Source organism: Myxococcales bacterium (assembly GCA_016717005.1).
Taxonomy (GTDB): Bacteria; Myxococcota_A; Polyangia; order Haliangiales; family Haliangiaceae; genus UBA2376.
In genome coordinates, this window is the sequence record JADJUF010000001.1 from 496,427 (window position 1) to 514,964 (window position 18,538).

Annotated in this window: 18 protein-coding genes; 8 read left to right on the forward strand and 10 right to left on the reverse strand. The window is 74.9% G+C overall.

Features of this window, described 5'->3' with window-relative positions; translation table 11 throughout:
• The first annotated feature begins 4 nt into the window (after nucleotides 1–4).
• A complete protein-coding gene (locus IPL61_02125; GenBank protein MBK9030130.1) occupies nucleotides 5–163 on the forward strand; it encodes a hypothetical protein in 159 nt (52 codons plus the stop codon).
• 121 nt (nucleotides 164–284) lie between these two features.
• Here the strand turns inward: IPL61_02125 and IPL61_02130 are convergent, their stop codons facing one another.
• The 5 genes from IPL61_02130 to IPL61_02150 all read right to left on the reverse strand — a co-directional run bounded on the left by IPL61_02130 (nucleotide 285) and on the right by IPL61_02150 (nucleotide 5,351).
• A complete protein-coding gene (locus IPL61_02130; GenBank protein ID MBK9030131.1) occupies nucleotides 285–626 on the reverse strand; it encodes a hypothetical protein in 342 nt (113 codons plus the stop codon).
• A 78-nt stretch (nucleotides 627–704) separates the two neighbouring features.
• On the reverse strand, nucleotides 705–2,858 hold the full coding sequence (locus tag IPL61_02135) for a bifunctional (p)ppGpp synthetase/guanosine-3',5'-bis(diphosphate) 3'-pyrophosphohydrolase (protein ID MBK9030132.1): 2,154 nt from the start codon (nucleotides 2,856–2,858) through the stop codon (nucleotides 705–707).
• A gap of 163 nt (nucleotides 2,859–3,021) precedes the next feature.
• Nucleotides 3,022–3,681 carry a hypothetical protein gene (locus IPL61_02140; protein ID MBK9030133.1) on the reverse strand — a complete coding sequence of 220 codons (660 nt, stop codon included), beginning with the start codon at nucleotides 3,679–3,681 and terminating at the stop codon, nucleotides 3,022–3,024.
• Nucleotides 3,682–3,804: 123 nt separating this feature from the next.
• Nucleotides 3,805–4,497, reverse strand: coding sequence for a guanylate kinase (gene gmk / locus IPL61_02145; GenBank protein ID MBK9030134.1), 693 nt, complete (start codon nucleotides 4,495–4,497; stop codon nucleotides 3,805–3,807).
• Between the two features lie 2 nt (nucleotides 4,498–4,499).
• Nucleotides 4,500–5,351, reverse strand: coding sequence for a YicC family protein (locus tag IPL61_02150; GenBank protein ID MBK9030135.1), 852 nt, complete (start codon nucleotides 5,349–5,351; stop codon nucleotides 4,500–4,502).
• Nucleotides 5,352–5,616: 265 nt separating this feature from the next.
• Between IPL61_02150 and IPL61_02155 the strand changes: the two genes are divergently transcribed.
• The 4 genes from IPL61_02155 to IPL61_02170 are packed head-to-tail and all read left to right on the forward strand — an operon-like array spanning nucleotide 5,617 to nucleotide 9,719.
• Nucleotides 5,617–6,582, forward strand: coding sequence for an extracellular solute-binding protein (locus IPL61_02155; protein MBK9030136.1), 966 nt, complete (start codon nucleotides 5,617–5,619; stop codon nucleotides 6,580–6,582).
• Nucleotides 6,579–7,277 (forward strand): hypothetical protein, encoded by a 699-nt coding sequence (locus IPL61_02160; GenBank protein ID MBK9030137.1) that lies wholly within the window; start codon nucleotides 6,579–6,581, stop codon nucleotides 7,275–7,277. Before IPL61_02155 ends, IPL61_02160 begins: the two co-directional genes overlap by 4 nt.
• Nucleotides 7,181–8,338 (forward strand): HAMP domain-containing histidine kinase, encoded by a 1,158-nt coding sequence (locus IPL61_02165; GenBank protein ID MBK9030138.1) that lies wholly within the window; start codon nucleotides 7,181–7,183, stop codon nucleotides 8,336–8,338. Before IPL61_02160 ends, IPL61_02165 begins: the two co-directional genes overlap by 97 nt.
• Before the next feature lie 37 nt (nucleotides 8,339–8,375).
• A complete protein-coding gene (locus tag IPL61_02170) occupies nucleotides 8,376–9,719 on the forward strand; it encodes a sigma-54-dependent Fis family transcriptional regulator (protein ID MBK9030139.1) in 1,344 nt (447 codons plus the stop codon).
• Nucleotides 9,720–10,126: 407 nt separating this feature from the next.
• Here the strand turns inward: IPL61_02170 and IPL61_02175 are convergent, their stop codons facing one another.
• Together IPL61_02175 and IPL61_02180 are read right to left on the reverse strand one after the other, a co-directional pair.
• Nucleotides 10,127–10,942: a hypothetical protein gene (locus tag IPL61_02175; protein MBK9030140.1), complete on the reverse strand. Its 816-nt coding sequence runs from the start codon at nucleotides 10,940–10,942 to the stop codon at nucleotides 10,127–10,129.
• On the reverse strand, nucleotides 10,939–12,678 hold the full coding sequence (locus IPL61_02180) for a phospho-sugar mutase (GenBank protein MBK9030141.1): 1,740 nt from the start codon (nucleotides 12,676–12,678) through the stop codon (nucleotides 10,939–10,941). Before IPL61_02180 ends, IPL61_02175 begins: the two co-directional genes overlap by 4 nt.
• 429 nt (nucleotides 12,679–13,107) lie before the next feature.
• On the opposite strand from IPL61_02180, the gene IPL61_02185 reads away from it, so the two are divergent.
• From IPL61_02185 to IPL61_02195, 3 genes are all read left to right on the forward strand, one after another.
• Nucleotides 13,108–14,040 (forward strand): zinc metalloprotease, encoded by a 933-nt coding sequence (locus tag IPL61_02185; protein ID MBK9030142.1) that lies wholly within the window; start codon nucleotides 13,108–13,110, stop codon nucleotides 14,038–14,040.
• Nucleotides 14,041–14,154: 114 nt separating this feature from the next.
• Nucleotides 14,155–14,466: a hypothetical protein gene (locus IPL61_02190; protein ID MBK9030143.1), complete on the forward strand. Its 312-nt coding sequence runs from the start codon at nucleotides 14,155–14,157 to the stop codon at nucleotides 14,464–14,466.
• A 356-nt stretch (nucleotides 14,467–14,822) separates the two neighbouring features.
• A complete protein-coding gene (locus IPL61_02195; protein MBK9030144.1) occupies nucleotides 14,823–16,403 on the forward strand; it encodes a hypothetical protein in 1,581 nt (526 codons plus the stop codon).
• Here the strand turns inward: IPL61_02195 and IPL61_02200 are convergent.
• From IPL61_02200 to IPL61_02210, 3 genes are all read right to left on the reverse strand, one after another.
• The gene (locus IPL61_02200; protein MBK9030145.1) at nucleotides 16,284–17,102 is read right to left on the reverse strand and encodes a hypothetical protein; all 819 of its coding nucleotides are present in this window, start codon (nucleotides 17,100–17,102) and stop codon (nucleotides 16,284–16,286) included. The genes IPL61_02195 and IPL61_02200 overlap by 120 nt on opposite strands.
• Nucleotides 17,099–17,566, reverse strand: coding sequence for a hypothetical protein (locus IPL61_02205; protein ID MBK9030146.1), 468 nt, complete (start codon nucleotides 17,564–17,566; stop codon nucleotides 17,099–17,101). The genes IPL61_02200 and IPL61_02205 overlap by 4 nt, the downstream gene beginning before the upstream one ends.
• Nucleotides 17,567–17,647: 81 nt before the next feature.
• Nucleotides 17,648–18,529 carry an esterase-like activity of phytase family protein gene (locus IPL61_02210; GenBank protein ID MBK9030147.1) on the reverse strand — a complete coding sequence of 294 codons (882 nt, stop codon included), beginning with the start codon at nucleotides 18,527–18,529 and terminating at the stop codon, nucleotides 17,648–17,650.
• Between the last annotated feature and the right edge of the window lie 9 nt (nucleotides 18,530–18,538).

An 18,538-nucleotide genomic window follows, 5' to 3' on the forward strand; every position in this document is an offset into this window, starting at 1 on the left:
CGCCATGGCCTCGAACACCAAAGCCTCCGAGAACAAGCGCAAGCGCAACCACAAGAACATGGGCCGCAAGCGCAAGAACAAGCTCGCGCGCCGCTCGACCGTGTCGGCGGCGGAGCTGTTCGCCGTCCTCGGCGAGCCCGGCAAGCCCGCGCCCAAGGCGTGAGCCCCCGCGTCCGGAGCGCCGCGCGCTCGTTCGGTCGAGCCCGGGTCGCCCGGGACCGTCGGATCTTCTTCTCCTGACCGGCGCCCGCGCCAGCGCGGTGCCACCAGCGGCCGATGGCTGGCTACGGGCGTGCGCGACAGCGCGGCGCCACCAGCGTCTCGACCACGCCGCGGCTGACGCCGCCGTGACCGAAGGCGATGACCGCGACCGAGAGGCCCGCGGCGGCCGGTCTGACCAGGCAGACCGAGCCGTGCTGGCTCCGGGGCCGGCATGGCACCAGGTAGCCGCCGCTGGCGGCCGACCAGCGCCCGGGCTCGCGCATCACCGCCGGCCCGCCGCGCGGCCGCTGGGTGAACCGGGCCTCAGCGGCGACCGAGTGCTTGCCCACCGGCGTCAGGGCCAAGGTGGCGCCGGCGCCCACGTCCCAGCAGCCCAGCACCGCCTGCTGGGTCGTGTGGACCAAGCGACGCTGGGCGGGGGGACCGGACGACGCCGCGGCAGCGGCGATCCCCTGGCAGCCGGCCGCCCCCGCGATCCGGCGTCAGGCCGGCTCGGCGCTGACGCGGTCGACCGAGTACACGCCCTTGATGCGGGACAGCGACCGGATCACGGTCTTGAGCTGATCGAGATCCTTCACCGAGGCGTGGAACGTGTTGACCGCGCGGCCCTGCTCGGTGGCGCGGCAGTGGGCCTGGCTGATGTTGACGCCCTGGTCGGTGAACGACTGGCTGATGATCGCCAGGAGGCCGGGCTTGTCGGCGCACAGCACCTGGATCGCGACCTCGTGGATGACCTTGCCCTGCCCGTCCCAGGCCACGTCGATCCGGCGATCGGGATCGAGATCGAGGCCCTTCTCGCAGTCGCGGCGGTGGACCGCCACGCCCTTGCCGCGCGAGATGTAGCCGACGACCGCGTCGCCCGGCAGCGGGCTGCAGCAGCGCGCGAACCGGACCAGGATGTCGTCCTCGCCGTCGACCAGGATCCCGGTCGAGTTCTGGCGGCGCGTGACCTTGCGGATCAGCTGCCGCAGCACGCCCTCGGGCTTCTCGACCTCGGGCGGCGGCTTCTTGCCGACCTCGGTCGGCAGCTTGTCGATCACCTGCGCCACGGTGATCTTGCCGTAGCCGACCTGCAGGATCAGCTCGTCGGCGTCGCCCAGCCGCAGCTCGCGCGCGGCCGCGTCGAGCTCCTTCTCGGCCTTGGCCAGGGTCAGGCTGCGCTTGCGCAGGCCCTTGTCGAGGATGTCCCGGCCCATCGTCAGGGCCCGATCGCGCTGCTCCTTGCGCAGCAGGTAGCGGATCTTGGTGCGGGCCTTGGCGGTCTTGACCAGCGCCAGCCAGTCCTTGTTGGGCTTCTGGTTGGGGTTGGTGATGATCTCGACGGTGTCGCCGTTGCGCAGCTGGTAGCGCAGCGGGACGATCATGCCGTTGACGCGCGCGCCCGAGCAGTGGTCGCCGACGTCGGAGTGCACCGCGTAGGCCAGGTCGATCGGCGTCGAGCCCATCGGCAGCGCCTTGACGTCGCCGCGCGGCGTGAAGACGTAGACCTCGTCGCCGAACAGATCGAGCTTGACGGTCTCGAGGAACTCGGTCGGATCGACGAGGTCCTTCTGGTGCTCCATCAGCTGGCGCAGCCAGGCGAACTTCTTCTCGTCGTCCGACGGCTTGCCCTCCTTGTACTTCCAGTGCGCGGCGATGCCGTGCTCGGCCACCGCGTGCATCTCGCGGGTGCGGATCTGGATCTCGATGCGCTCGCCGCGCGGGCCGATCACCGCGGTGTGCAGCGACTGGTACAGGTTGGGCTTGGGCAGCGCGATGTAGTCCTTGAACCGGCCCGGGATCGGGGTCCAGGTCTGGTGGGCGACGCCGAGCGCCTGGTAGCACTGCATCTGGCTGTCGGTGACGACCCGGAAGCCGATCGCGTCGTGGATCTCGTCGAAGCTGCGCCCGGTCTTCTTCATCTTCTGGAAGATCGACCAGAAGTGCTTGGCCCGGCCCGAGACCTCGCACACGACGCCGTTGGCGAGCATCTCCTTGGTGATCAGCTGCTCGACGGTCGTGATGTACTCGGCGCGCTCGGCCCGGGTCTTCTGGATCTCGATCGCGAGCTGCTCGTACTCGCCGGCGTGCAGGTACTTGAACGACAGGTCCTCGAGCTCGACCTTGACCCACGAGATGCCGAGGCGGTTGGCCAGCGGCGCGTAGATCTGCATGGTCTCGGCGGCGATCCGCTCCTGCTTCTCGGGCGGCATGTGGCTGAGCGTCCGCATGTTGTCGAGGCGGTCGCACAGCTTGACCAGGATGACGCGGATGTCGCGCGCCATCGCCAGCAGCATCTTGCGGAAGTTCTCGGCCTGCTGCTCCTCCTTGGTCGACCACGGCAGCTTGCCGAGCTTGGTGACGCCGTCGACGAGGAACGCGATCTTCTTGCCGAACAGCTCCTCGAGCTGCTCGACCGTCGCCGAGGTGTCCTCGACGCAGTCGTGCAGGAGGCCGGCGCACACCGACGGCACGTCGAGCTTGAGCTCGGCGATGATGCCGGCGACCGACAGCGGGTGGGTGACGTAGGGATCGCCGGACCGGCGGGTCTGGCCCTCGTGGGCCTTGGCCGCGAAGTCGTAGGCGCGGCGAACGACGTCGAGATCGGCGTTGGGATCGTAGGCGGCGATGCTCGACAGGATCTGCTCGAAGCTCATACGGCGGCGGACACCTCGAACTCGCGAGGATACCCGGGCCCGTAGGCCGCAGCCCGCCCCCGCGGCGGCGCCCGACGCCGCCGTACAACCCGCCCCGCGATCGGTCAGCCAGGCCGGGTCGCCGCCCGGTCCGTCAGCCGCCGGTCCGTCAGCCGCCGGTCAGTCAGCCGTGTAGCGGTCGGCGAAGTTCCAGGTGAACTCGAAGGCCTGGCCGCTGCGCCGGACCACGAGCGTCAGCTTGCGCATCTCGGGCGTGAACAGATCGCGCTGGTAGAAGACGAAGTCGGCGTTGCCCCGGAACACCGACAGCGAGCCCAGCGGCGTGCGCCGGCGCCAGCCGTCCTCGTTGATCGCGACGATGTCGCCGTAGTAGTTGCGCTGGGTCGCTGCGGATCTCGTAGTCCCACATGCTGACCATGTGCTTGGTGTGGGCGTGCTCGATGCCCTCGGGCAGGTAGCGGTGGCCTTGATCGTCGACCAGGTACACCTCCCAGGTGCCGAGGTCGGCCCACTCGATCCACTTGTGATCGACCTGCACGTGGAAGCGCAGGCGGTCGCGCGAGACCACCGTGAACGACGCCTCGTTGATCAGCGGGTAGCGCTTGTGGCGCAGCACGCTGACGCGCTGCTCGGCCTCGCGCGGGAGGTTGAGCTCCATGTCGCCGGTGACGATCCGGACGATCTCCGAGTCGCGCAGCGTCTCGGTCGGCTTGACCAGCGGGTTGGGCTGCACGACCTGGGCGTGGAAGGTCCGGGTGCACGCGAGCGAGCCCAGCGCGAGCGCTGCGATCGCGACCAGCGAGAGGGTGCGACGGTTGCTCATGTGACGATCGTCGCGCTCGCCGCGCGCGCGAGTCAAGACGAATCTTCCGTCGACGAATCGTGTCGCACGCGAGGCGCGCCGGCATCGCGCGCGACGTCGCGGCCGTCGCGCCGAGGTCGCGCTTCAGGTCGACGGCCGCGCGCTGGCGATCAGGCGGCGCGCGTGGGCGGCGGGATCGGACGCGGTGTTGGTCGTGCGCACCGCCGCCAGCTCGGCCAGCGGCCAGGGCACGTCGGCCCGGTCGAGATCACCGTAGCGCCGGGTCAGGTACACGGCGACCAGGACGCGGTAGGCCGGCTCGAGCTCGGCGTTGACGATCAGCTCGTCGTACTCGTCGTAGTGGCCGAGCTCGTCGATGGCCTTGCGCAGGCGACGTTCGATCACGTCGGGCGCGTCGGTCGCGCGCGAGCGCAGCCGCGACGCCAGCGTCGCGAGGTCGGGCGGCAGGATGAACACCCGCAGCGAGTCGTGCGGCCACGCCGCCGCCAGCGCGTGCGCGCCCTGGAAGTCGACGTCGAAGATCATGTCGCGGCCGGCCGCGAGCGACGCCTCGATCGGCGCGCGCGCGGTGCCGTAGCGGTTGCCATGGACCACGAACCACTCGGCGAACTCGCCGGCCCCGACCATGCGCTCGAACGTCGCCGCGTCGACGAAGTGGTAGTCGATGCCGTCGCGCTCGCCGGGCCGCTGCGGCCGGGTCGTGAACGACACCGAGAAGTCGAGCGTGTCGTACTCGCGCAGCAGGCGGCGCGTGAGCGTGGTCTTGCCCGCCCCGGAGGGCGACGACACGATCAGGAGGAAGCCACGGCGCGTCACGGCTACTCGAGGTTCTGCACCTGCTCGCGCATCTTCTCAAGCTCTGCCTTCGCTTGGACGACGCGGGCGGAGATCGCCGCGGTGGCGGATTTCGCGCCGGTGGTGTTGATCTCGCGACCGAGCTCTTGAATGAGGAAGTCGAGCCGGCGCCCGATCGGGCCCGACGCCGCCAGCGCCGCGGCCATGGCCTCGACGTGGGCGCGGGCCCGGACCAGCTCCTCGGTGACGTCGGCGCGCTCGACCAGGAGCGCGACCTCCTGGGCCAGGCGCTCGGGCGGGATCGCGCCCGGGGCCAGGGCCCGATCGAGCCGCTCGCGCAGGCGCGCCGCGATCGCCGGCGCGGCCGCGGTCGCGTCCTCGGCGAGGCCGGCCACGAGCGCCTGCACCAGGGCCAGGCGCGCGCCGAGATCCGCCGCCAGGGCCTGGCCCTCGCCATCGCGGTGCCGACACAGCTCGTCGAGGGCTGCGGTCAGGGCCGCCGCCAGCGGCGCCGCGAGCTCGGCCGCGGCGCCGTCGTCGGTCGTGACCACGCCCGGCACCCGGACCACGTCGGCCAGGGTCGGCGGCGCCACGCCGAGCTCGGTGGCCAGCGCGCTCAGCTCGACGAACACCCGCCGCGCCAGGGCTCGATCGAGGTGGGGGCCACCGCCGGCGCCGCCGCGCTCGACCGCGACCACGACCGTCACCGCGCCGCGCTCGAGCCGCTCGCGCACCCGGGCCACGCATTGATCCTCGAGCGCCGGCGCCGGCGCGCCCCGGACCTTGACCTCGAGGAAGCGGTGGTTGACCGCGCGCAGCTCGACCGCCACCTGGCGATCGCCCGCCACGGCGACGCCGCGCCCGAACCCGGTCATGCTGCGCACGCGCCCGGTGATACCACGATGACCGCGCGCTCGCGGTAGGCTGGCGCCGTGCTCGCGCGCTCGTGGATCGCCCTGGTCGTCGTGTGCGCGGCGTGCGATCGCCCGACGCCGGCCGCGGCCCCGCCGGTGCGCTTCATGCACACCCTGGCGCCGCCCGAGGCGGCCGCGCTCGACGAGCTGGTCGCGACCCGGGCCGATCCCGTCGAGAGCACCCTCCTGCCCTTCTCCCCGGGCCGAGGCGGTGCTGGGCGCGACCTTGGCCTCGGCCGACGACTGCCCCGACCTCCTGCGGATCGACGCGACCTGGCTGCCGGCCCTGGCCGGCGCCGGTCGGCTGGCGCCGCCGCCGCCCGAGCTGATCGCCCGCGCCTGGCTGCCCGAGGCCCGGGCGCTGGCGACCTGGGACGGCGCGCTGGCGGCGGTGCCGATGTCCCTCGACGGGCTGGTGTTGATCCGGGCCGCGCGGGCGCCGGCGCCGACGCCGTGGCCGCCGGCCGATCTCGCCCAGCTCGAGGCCGCGGCCGTGACCCTGTCCGGGCCCGGGCGCCACGGCCTGGGCCTGCGCGTCGACGGCTACTGGCTGGTCCCGTTCCTGCGCGGCCACGGCGCCGACGTCGCCGACGGCGCCCACGGCACGCTCGGGATCGACGGCGACGGGGCGCTGGCGGCGCTGACCGAGCTGGCCGACCTGTTCGCGCGCGGGATCGCGGCGCCGCCGCCGGCCCCGGGCGCCGAGGCCGAGCGTGAGGCGACGCTGTTTCGCCGCGGCGCGATCGCGATCCTCGTCAGCGGGCCCTGGGCCTACCCGGCGCTGGCCACCGACGGGCCCGACGGGCTCGGCGGGCTGGCGATCGATCCGCTGCCGGGGGCGCCGCGCGGCGCGCAGCTGCTGGCGGTGCCGACCTGCGCCCGGGCGCCGGCCCGGGCCTGGGCGCTGGCGGCCGAGCTGACCGCGCCCGCGGTCCAGGCCGCGTGGTCGCGTCGCCTGGGCATGGTGCCGACGACGACCGCCGGGCTCGCCGGCGCCGGCGCGCTGGCCCGGGCCACCCACGCCGCGCTCGTCGACGCGCGCCCGCTGCCGCGCCATCGGCTGAGCGCGGCCCTGTTCGACGACCTCACGCCGGCGATGGCGGCGGTGATCGCCGGCGACGCCACCGCGGTCGAGGCCCTGGCCGGGGTCCGCCGGGCCTGGGGCCGGGCGCTGGCGCAGGAGGCCCCGTGAGGCGCGGCTCGCTGGCGGTCCGCGTGATCGGCGTGCTGACGCTGGCCGCGTTGATCCCGACGCTGGCCATCGGCGCGCTGGCGTTCGCGCGCACCCGCGCCGACCTCGAGCGCGAGGTCGTGCGCGGGCACCTGGCGCTGATCCGCGCGCTCGGCGCCGGGCTCGACGCGACGCTCCAGGACGCGCGCCGCACCGTCGAGATCGCCGCCGCCACCTGGGCCGACGCCCGGACCCAGGCCGGCGCCACCGACGACGCCGATCGCCGGGCCACCGAGCGCCTGCTGGCCCGGCTCGACCGCGACGTGCCGGTGATCGCGGGCGTGGTGATCGCCCTGCCTGGCGGCGCGCCGGTCGCCGGCGGCGCGCTGCCGCCCGGGGTCGATCTCGGCGCCCGCAGCTTCGGCGGCTACGTCGGCGACGCCGCGTTCGGCCAGGCCGGCGCCCACGTGCCGCTGGTGGTGCAGGCGCGCAGCCGCACCGGCGAGCTGGTCGCGGTGTTCGTCGCCGAGATCGATCTGGCGTTCGTGGCCGACGCGCTGCGCGGCGCCCGGCTCGCCGCGGCGCCCACGTCACGGTGGTCGACGGCCGCGGCACGACCGTGGCCAGCTCCGACGAGCGCGCGAAGGTCGGCGCGTCGCGGCGCGGCGACGTCGCGATCGATCGCGCGCTGGGCGCGGCCGCCGAGGGCCACCTGACCCGCGCCGGCGAGCTGGCGGTGTTCCGCAGCCTGTCGAGCTACCAGTCGCTGCGCGGCGTGCGCTGGGCGATCGTGCTGACCCAGCCGGAGCGCGAGGCCTACGCGGTCGCGGCGACGACCCGGCGGGTCACGCTCCTGGTCGCGGCGATCGCGCTGGCGCTCGCGCTCGCGGTCGGCGCGTTCCTGGCCGCGCGGCTGACCCGCCCGCTGACCGCGCTGGCGGCCCGCGCCGACGCGATCGCCCACGGCGACACCGCGCCCGCGCCGGCGATCCGCGGCCCCGGCGAGCTCGGCCACCTGGCGGCGCGGGTCGAGGAGATGGCCGGGCGCATCGGCGAGCGCGCCGAGCTGCAGGCGGCGCTGGCCCGCGGCGATCGACTCGCGTCGGTCGGCGTCATGGCGGCCCAGGTCGCCCACGAGATCAACAACCCGCTGACCACCGTGCTCGGCTACGCGGCGCTGCTGGCCGAGGACAAGCCGGCCGACCACGCCGACCGCCCCGGCCTCGAGCTGATCGCGGCCGAGTCGACGCGGATGAAGGCGATCGTCGCCGGGCTCCTGGGCTACGCCCGGGCCGAGTCGGCCCACGATCGCGCCGAGCCGACCGCGCCCGGGGCGATCGGCCGGCTGGTCGCGGCGCTCTTGGCGCCGGTGGTCCGCAAGGCCCGGGTCACGCTGACGGTCGCGCTCGACGACGCACCGGCGATCGCGTTCGACGGCCACGCGCTGCAGCAGGTGCTGGTCAACCTGGTCACCAACGCGGTCCACGCCGCCCCCGACGGCGCCGTGGCCGTGACCTGGAGCCCGATGCCGGGCCAGGCGGCGATCGCGATCGACGTGTGCGACGACGGCCCGGGCGTGCCCGCGGCCGAGCGCGGCCGGGTCTTCGATCCGTTCGTCACGACCAAGCCCGCCGACGCCGGCACCGGCCTGGGCCTGGCGGTGGTCCGCCACCTGGTGACCCGGGCCGGCGCGACCGTCGCCGTCGACGACGCCGCGGGCGGCGGCGCGCGCTTCCGGGTGATCGTCGCGACCGCGCCCGTGGTACCAACCGCCTGATCAACCGTCGGACCTCGCCTTGACCCCACCCACCGATCTGCGCGGCACCATCCTGGTCATCGACGACGAGCGCGGCATCCGCGCGCTGTGCGGCGACGTGCTGCGGCGCGCGGGCCACGAGGTCGAGGTGGCCGAGACCGCCGCCGCCGGCCTGGCCGCGGTCGGCCGGCGCGCGTTCGACCTGGTGCTGTGCGACATCAACCTGCCCGATCAGGACGGCGTGTCGCTCTTGCCCCGGCTGCTCGATCGCGAGCCGGCGCCGACGGTCGTGCTGATCACCGCGTACCCGTCGATCGACACCGCGGTCCGTGGCATGAAGCTCGGCGCCCGCGACTACCTGGGCAAGCCGTTCTCGCCCGACGAGCTGCGGCTGGTGGTCGGCCGCGCGCTGGCCGAGGACGCGCTGCGCCGCGACAACGCCGCGCTGCGCCGGCAGCTGGCGCTCGGCGGGCTGCTCGGCGACTCGGCGCCGATGGTCGAGCTGCGCCGCACGATCGAGAAGGTCGGCGCCAGCGACGCGACCGTGCTGGTCGCCGGCGAGAGCGGCACCGGCAAGGAGCTGGTGGCCCGCGCGCTGCACCTCGCGTCGGGCCGCGGCAGCCACGCGTTCGTGCCGGTCAACTGTGGCGCGCTGGTCGGCTCGCTGCTCGACAGCGAGCTGTTCGGCCACGTCCGCGGCGCGTTCACCGGCGCCGATCACAACAAGCGCGGGCTGGTCGTCACCGCCGATCGCGGCACGCTCCTGCTCGACGAGATCGCCGAGCTGCCGCTCGAGCTCCAGCCCAAGCTCCTGCGCACGCTCCAGGCCGGCGAGGTCAAGCCGGTCGGCGGCACCGAGACCGTCACCGTCGACGTGCGCGTGGTCGCGGCCACCAACCGCGATCTGCGGGCCGAGGTCGCGGCCGGGCGGTTCCGCGAGGATCTGTTCTACCGCCTGGCGGTGATCACGATCGAGGTGCCGCCGCTGCGCAGCCGCCGCGGCGACATCGCCCACCTGGCGCGCGCGTTCGCGGCCGCCGCCGCGCACCGGGCCCGCCGCGGCCACGTCGAGCTGTCCGACGACGCGATCGCCTGGCTCGAGGCCCAGCCGTGGCCGGGCAACGTCCGCGAGCTCGAGAACGCGATCGAGCGCGCGGTCGTCCTGGCCTCGGGCGATCGCCTCGGCGTCGACGACGTGCGCCCGCCGTCGGAGCGCGCGGTCGCGGCGCCGATCGCGGCGCTCGATCCGGCCGGCCCGGTGCTCACGCTCGACGAGCTCGAGCGCCGCCACATCCTCGCGGTGCTCGACGCGTGCGAGGGCGGCAAGACCAAGGCCGCGGCCCTGCTCGGCATCAACCGCACGACCCTGTGGAAGAAGCTGCGCCAGTACGGCCTCGAGTAGGCCGCGGCGCTCGCCGCGGGTCACCCGCTGTCGACGCGGGCCAGGGTCAGCGCCGCGGGTCACGCGCCGTCGACGCGGGCCAGCGTCAGCGCCGCGGGTCACGCGTCTGCGCCGCGGATCACGCGCCGTCGCCGCGGGTCACGCGCCGTCGCCGCGGGCCAGCGTCAGCGCCCGGGTCCGCGCCGTCGACGGGGCAGCGCCTGCGACGCGGGCCACGCGCCTCGGGGCCCCCGGGGCCACGCCGCGGATCACGCGCCGTCGCCGCGGGTCACGCGCCGTCGCCGCGGGTCACGCGCCGTCGCCGCGGGCCAGCGTCAGCGCCGCGGATCACGCGCCAGCGCCGCGGATCACGCGTCAGCGCCGCGGATCACGCGTCAGCGCCGCGGATCACGCGTCAGCGCCGCGGATCACGCGCCGTCGCCGCGGGCCAACGTCAGCGCCGCGGGCGGGCCGCACAGCGGGCAGTGGGCCGTGAACATGATCGGCGGCGCGGCCGCGTCGGGGAACCGGGTCGCGGCCATCACCGACGGCGGATCGAGGCCCTCGCCCAGGCCGCAGCGCGGGCACGGCGTGATCGTCCAGGCCGCCCGCTCGGCCAGGTAGGCCTCGGTCACCGCCAGCGGATGGCGCCCGCCCGGATCGGGCACGACGTGGATCCGCGCGCCCTGGGCCACGCTGGTCAGCGCGCGCGGCTCGCTGAGCAGCGCGCCGACGTAGATCGCCGCGCCGCGGGCGATCGGCGCGCCGTCGGCGCTCGCGCTCGGCCGCGCTGGCGCCGGCACGACCGCGTCGACGCGGACCCAGCAGCCCTCGGGCGGGCGCTGGGTCCGGCGCGGCTCGCCGTCGTGGACCAGCACCTGGAGGTCGTCGGGGAACTGCTTGTGCCAGCGCCCGGCCAGCGCCGGATCGCGGCGCCAGGGCGCGTCGGTCGGCGGCTGTGGCCCGAAGTGCTCGACCCACGGCGGCGCGGTCGGGCGCCCGCTCGCGGCCACCTCGTCGGCGGTCAGGATCCGGCTCGGCGCGCCGATCGGCAGGCGCACCGTGAGGCTGGGGGGATCGTCGGGGCGATCGGCCGGGCCGCCCTTGGCCGACATGCCGGCCTCCCAGTCCATGTAGACGAAGCCGACGAACGGCACGGCGCGCTTCCACGGCGGCTCGGGCAGCACCAGCTCGACCCAGTGCCCGAGGGCGGCGCCGTCGAGCACGTCGGGGCGCGCGGTCACGAGCCCATCGCCTGGCGCAGCAGCGCCTGGTGCGCGTCGCGCAGCCGCCCCAGATCGGCGAGGCCGCGGGCGCGCGCGTCGGCCAGCGGCTCGTCGGCGCCGACCGCCACCCGCACCTCGTAGTAGCTCTTGAGCTTGGGCTCGGTGCCCGACGGCCGCATGATCACGCGGCGGCCCTCGGCCAGCGCGAACACCAGCACGTCCGACGGCGGCAGCCCGTCAGCGCCCAGGGCCAGGTCGCGCACCTGCTCGACGGCGACGTCGCCGAGCGCGGTCGGCGGCGCGCCCCGCACCGCGGCCATGCCGCGCTTGATCGCGGCGATGCCGTCGGCGCCCGGCAGCGTGATCGAGACCTGCTCGGTCACGAACAGCCCGACCCGCCGATAGAGATCGTCGAGGTGCTCGGCGATCGTCCGCCCGCGCGCGCGGTTCCACGCCGCCAGCTCCGCGAACAGGAGCGCCGCCGAGACGCCGTCCTTGTCGCCGACCAGCTCGCCGACGCAGTAGCCGAGCGCCTCCTCGTAGCCCATCACGAACCGCCCGCCGGTGCGCGCCTGCCACGCCAGCGCCTCGTTGGCGATCCACTTGAAGCCGGTCAGCGTCTCCTTGCTGTCGGCGCCGTAGGTAGCGGCGAGGAACCGGAGCATCTGCGACGACACCAGGCTGCACGCCACCAGCCGCGGGCCGGCGCCGGCGTGGGCCAGGAGGTAGTCGGCCAGCAGCACGCCGACCTGATCGCCGGTCAACATCCGGTAACCGGTCGCCGTCGACGCGTCGGGGATCGCGACCGCCAGGCGGTCGGCGTCGGGGTCGTTGGCCAGCACCAGCGCCGCGCGCTCGCGGGCCGCCAGCGCCAGCACCCGATCCATCGCGCCCTTCTCCTCGGGGTTGGGGAAGGCCACCGTCGGGAACGCGCCGTCGGGGGCGCGCTGGCTGGGCTCGGTCGCGACCCGATCGAAGCCCGCGGCGGCGAGCACGCGCTCGACCAGGGCCGCGCCGACGCCGTGCAGCGGCGTGTACGCGATCGCCAGCGCCGCGCGCGACACCTCGGGCGCGACCTGCAGCGCCAGCACCGCCTCGACGTACGCCGACTCCATCGCCGCGCCGATCGCGCGCACCTGGCCCGCGGCCCGGGCCGCCGCCAGCTCGGCCACGGGGATCGGCGCCGCGGCGGCGCGCTCGATCGCGGCGGCGATGCCGCCGTCGATCGGCGGGATGATCTGCGCGCCGTTGCCCCAGTAGACCTTGTAGCCGTTGTACTCGGGCGGGTTGTGGCTGGCGGTCACCATGACCCCGGCGGCCGCCCGCTGCGCGCGCACCGCGTACGCGGTCACCGGCGTCGGCCACTCGGCCTCGGCCAGCCACACCGTGAACCCCGCGGCCGCCAGCACCGCCGCGGTCTCCTCCGCGAACAGCCGCGACTTGTGGCGGGCGTCGTGCCCCACGACCACCCCGCGGGCGCAGGCGTCGGGCACCTCGGCGACCAGGTAGGCCGCGACGCCGGCGGTGACCTCGCGGACCTGCAGCTGGTTCATGCGCTGCGGGCCCGCCGCCAGCACGCCCCGGATCCCGGCGGTGCCGAACTCGAGCCGGCCGCTCATCCGCTCGTCGAGCTCGTCGGCGGCGGTCCCGTCGGTCGCCGCGCGTTCGATGAGCGAGGCCAGCTCGGCGCGGGTCTCGGGGTCGGGATCTCGGGCGACCCAGGCCCGGGCGCGATCGACGGTCGACTCGTTCATGGCCGACGACTATACGCCGGCGCCGGGCCTGCGGTCGCACCTGGGCCGACACGGGCGGCGCGGTCAGGGCCACCGGGGACGCTGCGCGGCGCGTCATCACACCGTGTAGGCCGACACCGACAGATCGCACCTTGTCCGTCGAGGAATCAGCTCCGCGCGGATCCACCTACGGTATCGCCGTGGCGGAACGCTGCTACGACTAGGACAAGCTGACACATGCCCCCCCGGTGCCGGAGAGTCGGCTCACCACCGACCGATGTAGGTGACCGTCGTGCCCAGTCGGGCGTGGTGGTCTTCGCCGGGGCGCAAGTCGTTGCAATGCATGCGACGCGTGGTGCGACGTCTCCGTCGCACGGACAGATCCCCACGTTGGAACGCAATGTGCTCAGGGCCTTGGCTCCACACGATTCCAAAACGAGGGAGCCACTGATGCGCCGTCTTGCTTCTCGCGCTTCGATTCTTCTGCCCCTGGGTCTGCTCGCGCTGGGCGCCTGCGTCATGGCCGATGAGGACACCATCGACGAGAGCGGCACCCCCGTGGCCGGCGACCAGCGCCCCGGCTGGTCGGACGCGAACAACCGCCTGTGCGCGACGCCCGACGTCACCGCGGAGGAGATGACAGCGGTCGATGACGAGGCCAGCGCCTACCTCGCCGCGCACAAGAACGACGTGGTCGCCAACGCCACCGGCGGGACCATCCCCGTCTACTGGCACGTGATCAACAACGGCAGCTCGGCCTCGAGCGGCAACATCTCCGACAGCCAGATCGCCTCGCAGATCAGCGTGCTCAACGCGGCCTACGCCTCGACCGGCTGGCAGTTCAACCTGGTCAGCACCGATCGCACCACCAACGCGAGCTGGTACACGTGCGCTGGCGGCACCTGCGAGACGCAGATGAAGACCGCGCTCCGCCAGGGCTCGGCCGACGACCTCAACATCTACTCGAACAACATGGGCGGCGGCCTGCTCGGCTGGGCGACCTTCCCGTCGAGCTACGCGTCGAGCCCGAAGATGGACGGCGTGGTCATCCTGTACTCGTCGCTGCCCGGCGGCAGCGCGGCGCCGTACAACCTCGGCGACACCGCGACCCACGAGGTCGGCCACTGGATGGGCCTGTACCACACGTTCCAGGGCGGCTGCGCCCGCAAGTCGACCGGTGGTGACGGCGTCTCCGACACCCCCGCCGAGAAGAGCGCGGCGTTCGGCTGCCCGGTCGGCCGCGACACCTGCGCCAACCTCGCCGGCGCCGACCCCATCACCAACTTCATGGACTACACCGACGACTCCTGCATGGACCGCTTCAGCGCGGGCCAGGACACGCGCATGGACTCGATGTTCACGACGTATCGCTTCGGCAAGTAACACCGACGAACGTCCACGTCGCGCGACGCCCGGCCACCCGCCGGGCGTCGGCATTTTCGGGCACGTGCGTGCGAACGCTTGACGCCTCCGGGGGTGAGCGTCGACCATCGATCGATGCGAGTCTTGCTGATGTCGATGGCCGTCACCCTGTGCGCCTGCGGCGGGGGTGGCGCCAAGATCGTCGACGCCAGCCCCGGCGTCGACGCCGGTCCGGTCGACGCCGGCACGATCGACACCCCGGTCGATCCGCCCGACGCGGGGCTCGACGCGGCGATCGGTCACCCCGGTACGGGCACGGTCACGGGTGCGGTGCGGGCCGCGAGCCCCAACTACTCGCTGTACGGCACGCTACGCAGCGGCGACGGCTCGTCCGCGTCGCCGTCGTACCAGCGCCGGGGTGGCATCACCGGAGCCACGCAGCCGTGATCGCGTCGAACCTGACCCGAGGAGCATCCATGCGCACGATCATCGCCACCGCCGTCCTCGCGCTCACCGTGCTCGGCGGCGCGCAGACCGCCACCGCTGGCCAGGGTGACGTGCCGGCGCTGTTCACGCAGACCGGCCGGATGTTCGACGCCGGAGCGCAGCCGGTCGTCGGGGACGTCGCCATGGTGTTCGCGCTCTACGACGTGCCGTCGGGCGGCGCCGCGATCTGGACCGAGGCCCACACCGTGACGTTCGACGACGGATACTTCATCGTCGGCCTCGGCGGGACGACGCCGCTGCCGCTGTTCGACGGCACGCCCAAGTACCTCGGCATCCAGGTCGCCGCGGATCCGGAGATGACCCCGCGCGAGGAGCTGGTGAGCGTGCCCTACGCGCAGGTCGCCGGCGACGTGATCGGCGACATCCACCCGGGCAGCGTGTTCATCGGCACCACCCCGGTCATCGATCAGAACGGCCACTGGGTCGGCGATCCCAGCGGGCTCGTCGGGCCCCAGGGCCCGATCGGCCTCACCGGTCCCGCCGGTCCCGCCGGGGCGGCCGGACCTCAGGGACCCACCGGGCTGACCGGGCTCACTGGACTCACCGGCGCCACCGGGCCGGCCGGCGCGGCCGGCGCGGCCGGCGCCACCGGCCCCCAGGGCCCGATCGGGCTCACCGGGCTCACCGGACTCACCGGCGCCACTGGGCCGGCCGGCGCGGCCGGCGCCACCGGCCCCCAGGGCCCGATCGGGCTCACGGGACTCACCGGACTCACCGGCGCCACTGGGCCGGCCGGCGCGGCCGGCGCCACCGGCCCCCAGGGCCCGATCGGGCTCACGGGACTCACCGGACCCGCGGGCCCGCAGGGGCCGATCGGACTGACGGGTCTCACCGGCCTCACGGGATCCACTGGCCCCGCCGGCGCAACCGGCCCGCAGGGGCCGACCGGACTCACAGGGCCGACCGGACTCACAGGGCCAACCGGTCCGCAGGGGCCGATCGGTCTCACGGGCGCAACCGGTCTCACGGGTGCCACAGGGCCTGCCGGCCCGCAGGGCCTGACCGGCCTCACTGGCCCCGCCGGCGCCACCGGTCCGCAGGGGCCGATCGGTCTCACGGGCGCAACCGGTCTCACGGGTGCCACAGGGCCTGCCGGTTCGCAGGGCCCCATCGGCCTCACCGGCCCCGCCGGCGCCACCGGTTCGCAGGGCCCCATCGGCCTCACCGGCCCCGCCGGCGCCACCGGTTCGCAGGGCCCCATCGGCCTCACCGGCCCCGCCGGCGCCACCGGTTCGCAGGGCCCCATCGGCCTCACCGGCCCCGCCGGCGCCACCGGTTCGAGGGCCCCATCGGCCTCCCCGCCGCGCCACCCCCCCCTCACCGCCCGCCGGCGCCACCGGTTCGCAGGGCCCCATCGGCCTCACCGGCCCCGCCGGCGCCACCGGCGCCACCGGCGCACCGGGGCCAAGCGCGCTCGCGAACTGCCCGAGCGGCATGGTCCAGATCGAGCTGCCGCTGTCGACCCTGTGCTTCGACGTGGGCCCAGCGCTCACCTGGGACATGGCGGACGAGTACTGCTTCGGACAGCATCGCGCGTCGCTGTGCACGCTGACCCAGTACCGCATGGCAGTGTGCCGCGCCGGCGCCGGCGCGCCAGGTCGGGCCTGGACCTCGACGCCGACCGGGAGCGGCGCCTTCGCCACGGTCTCGGGCTGCACCGCCGAGATGGTCTCGGAGGGCTTCTACCAGCTTCAGTTCCAGGCCGCGTGCTGCGCCGAGTGGCCGCGCTACTGATCAGGTCGACGCCCCCCGGGCGTTCACCGCCGGGCCACCTCGTACCCGATGGTCAGCGCGAGCGGCGCGGCGTCGAGCTGATCGATCCGGACCAGCGCGGCGAGCTGGAGCCGGCCTGGCCCGAAGCGCTGCTGCGCGCCTAGCCCGACGCTGGTGCCGAGGTTGTCCTCGCTGGCGCCGGACGGGGCCAGCGCCGCGCGCGCGTGCGCGACCAGGCCGAGCGCGGTGGTCGGGGTCACGCGCCACGCCAGCGACGCGCCGAGCCAGGCGTAGGCGAACGGCCGCGGCGTGTGCGGCTCGGTGTGGAAGGTCAGCTCGCCGCCGACCTCGAGCTGGGCGATCCAGTCAGCGGTCACGCTGCGCGCGCCGCCTGCGATCCGGATCGTCGGGAACGCGTCGTGGTGCGGCTGCTGCGCGAGGTCGACGTCGAGGGCCGAGGGGGCGCGCCAGACGTCGGTCGCTTCGAGCAGCTGCAGCCGCACCACCGGCCGCCAGCGCCCGGGCCGGGGCGACCACCAGCGCGCGACGTCGACGCGCGCGCCGGCGCGGCCGGTGCCGTCGTTGATCTCGACGCCGCGGCGGGTGTCGCGCTCACGCCAGGTGACCGCGCCAAGGGAGATCGCCAGCACCCACCCGGCGCTCGCCAGCCGCACGTGCGCGGTGCCGGCGAGGGCCCGCGACGAGAACCCCGGCGTGCCCTCGACCAGCGCGGCGTCGACCACGAAGCCGACCGCCGTGGTCGGCAGCGGCGCCAGGCCCGGCGCGGTCCAGTCGTCGGCGCGGCTCGACGACGGGACCGCCAGGGCCACCATCGCGAGCACCCCCGCCGCCCGGACGGTCACGGCGCCACCGCCAGCGACCAGGACACGTCGGCGACCGGGTACCACGCGCCCTCGTCGTCGTCGTCGTCGACGACCACGACCGCCGCGCCGGCCGTCGCGGTCAGCGCGTCGGCCGGCAGCTCGAAGCGCAGGGTCAGCCCCGGCAGCTCGCGCGCGCTCATCGGGTAGACGGGACCGGTCGGCGCGCCGTCGCGCGCGGCGGCCAGGCCGAACGACCCCGCCGAGTAGATCTCGCTGCAGCCAAGGCGCAGCGTCACCGACGCGGCGGCCCCGGGCGCGAGCGCGACCGGGGTCACCTCGGTCGCGCGGCAATCCTCCACCGCCATCCGACGATCGGCGCAGGCGCCGACGCCGACGCCGACGCCGACCAACACGCTCACCACGCTCCACGCGATCCGCATGCGCGTCGATATTGCAGTCGACGTGCCGCGACGATCGGCCCGGCCACGGCGCTCGGTGTCCACTGGTCAACACCGCGGTCGCGATCGACCGTCGGGGATTCGGCAGCGTCGCGAGGTCTCCACCGGCGGCGCGGTCCGACCGCGCTACGGCGGCGAGACCAGCGGCGCGCGGAACACCAGCAGCTCGTCGGGGCCGGTGATCGTCCGGTACTGGTTGTCGACGGCGGCGACCACGCGCCCGTCGGGCAGCCGCGCCAGCCCCTCGAGGTTCAGGCTGCCGCGCAGCACCGGCGCCAGATCGAGGACCACCGTCGGCACGATCGTCGCGGCGTCGCCGCCCAGGTCGAACGCCAGGATGCGCGTGACCGCGAAGTGCCGCTCGATCGCCAGCGCGCGCACGCGCTCGCCGTCGCGCCAGCACTCGAGCGCCGACAGCTTGCCGGTCGTGGTCGTGAGCCGCAGCCGCTGGACCGCGCGGCGATCGCGCGCCCGATCGATCGTGACGATCGGCGCCCAGCGCCCGTCGCCGTCGGTGCCCGCGGTCTCGATCGCGATCGCCAGCAGGTCGCCGGCGCTGCACACGCCCTCGGCGCCGCGGTTGGCGCCGACCTCGACGCCGACCTCGTCCTGGCGCAGCTCGATCGGCGGCGCCGTCGCCACCAGCGCGTCGCCGACGCGGGTCAGCGCGAACACCCGCGCGACGCCGTGATCGCGCCCCTCGGTCCCGACCCAGAGACCGTCCGGCGCGATGGCGACCGCCTCGAGATCCTCGTCGGCCGGGACGCCGCGCACCGGCGCCCGCACCGTGGTCGCGCGCTCGCCCTCGAGCGTGATCGCGAACGCCGCCGCGCCCCGCTCGGCGACGGTCCACAGCGTGCCGTCGCCGTCGACCGCCAGGCCCGAGAGGCCGTGGACCCCGCCGGTGTCGATCGTGACCCGGGTGAACAGCGCCGCCGCGGCCTCGCGGTCGAGCCCGGGCCCGCGCGCGCCGCACGCCGCCAGCGTCAGCGCCAGCGCGAACCGCACGCGCGCGAT

Bases quoted from the DNA above. Each gene is read 5' to 3' on its own strand.
- IPL61_02125 (MBK9030130.1), top strand. From the start codon at position 5: ATGGCCTCGAACACCAAAGCCTCCGAGAACAAGCGCAAGCGCAACCAC.
- IPL61_02135 (MBK9030132.1), bottom strand. From the start codon at position 2,858: ATGAGCTTCGAGCAGATCCTGTCGAGCATCGCCGCCTACGATCCCAAC.
- IPL61_02140 (MBK9030133.1), bottom strand. From the start codon at position 3,681: ATGAGCAACCGTCGCACCCTCTCGCTGGTCGCGATCGCAGCGCTCGCG.
- IPL61_02150 (MBK9030135.1), bottom strand. From the start codon at position 5,351: ATGACCGGGTTCGGGCGCGGCGTCGCCGTGGCGGGCGATCGCCAGGTG.
- IPL61_02180 (MBK9030141.1), bottom strand. From the start codon at position 12,678: ATGAACGAGTCGACCGTCGATCGCGCCCGGGCCTGGGTCGCCCGAGAT.
- IPL61_02185 (MBK9030142.1), top strand. From the start codon at position 13,108: ATGCGCCGTCTTGCTTCTCGCGCTTCGATTCTTCTGCCCCTGGGTCTG.
- IPL61_02190 (MBK9030143.1), top strand. From the start codon at position 14,155: ATGCGAGTCTTGCTGATGTCGATGGCCGTCACCCTGTGCGCCTGCGGC.
- IPL61_02195 (MBK9030144.1), top strand. From the start codon at position 14,823: ATGACCCCGCGCGAGGAGCTGGTGAGCGTGCCCTACGCGCAGGTCGCC.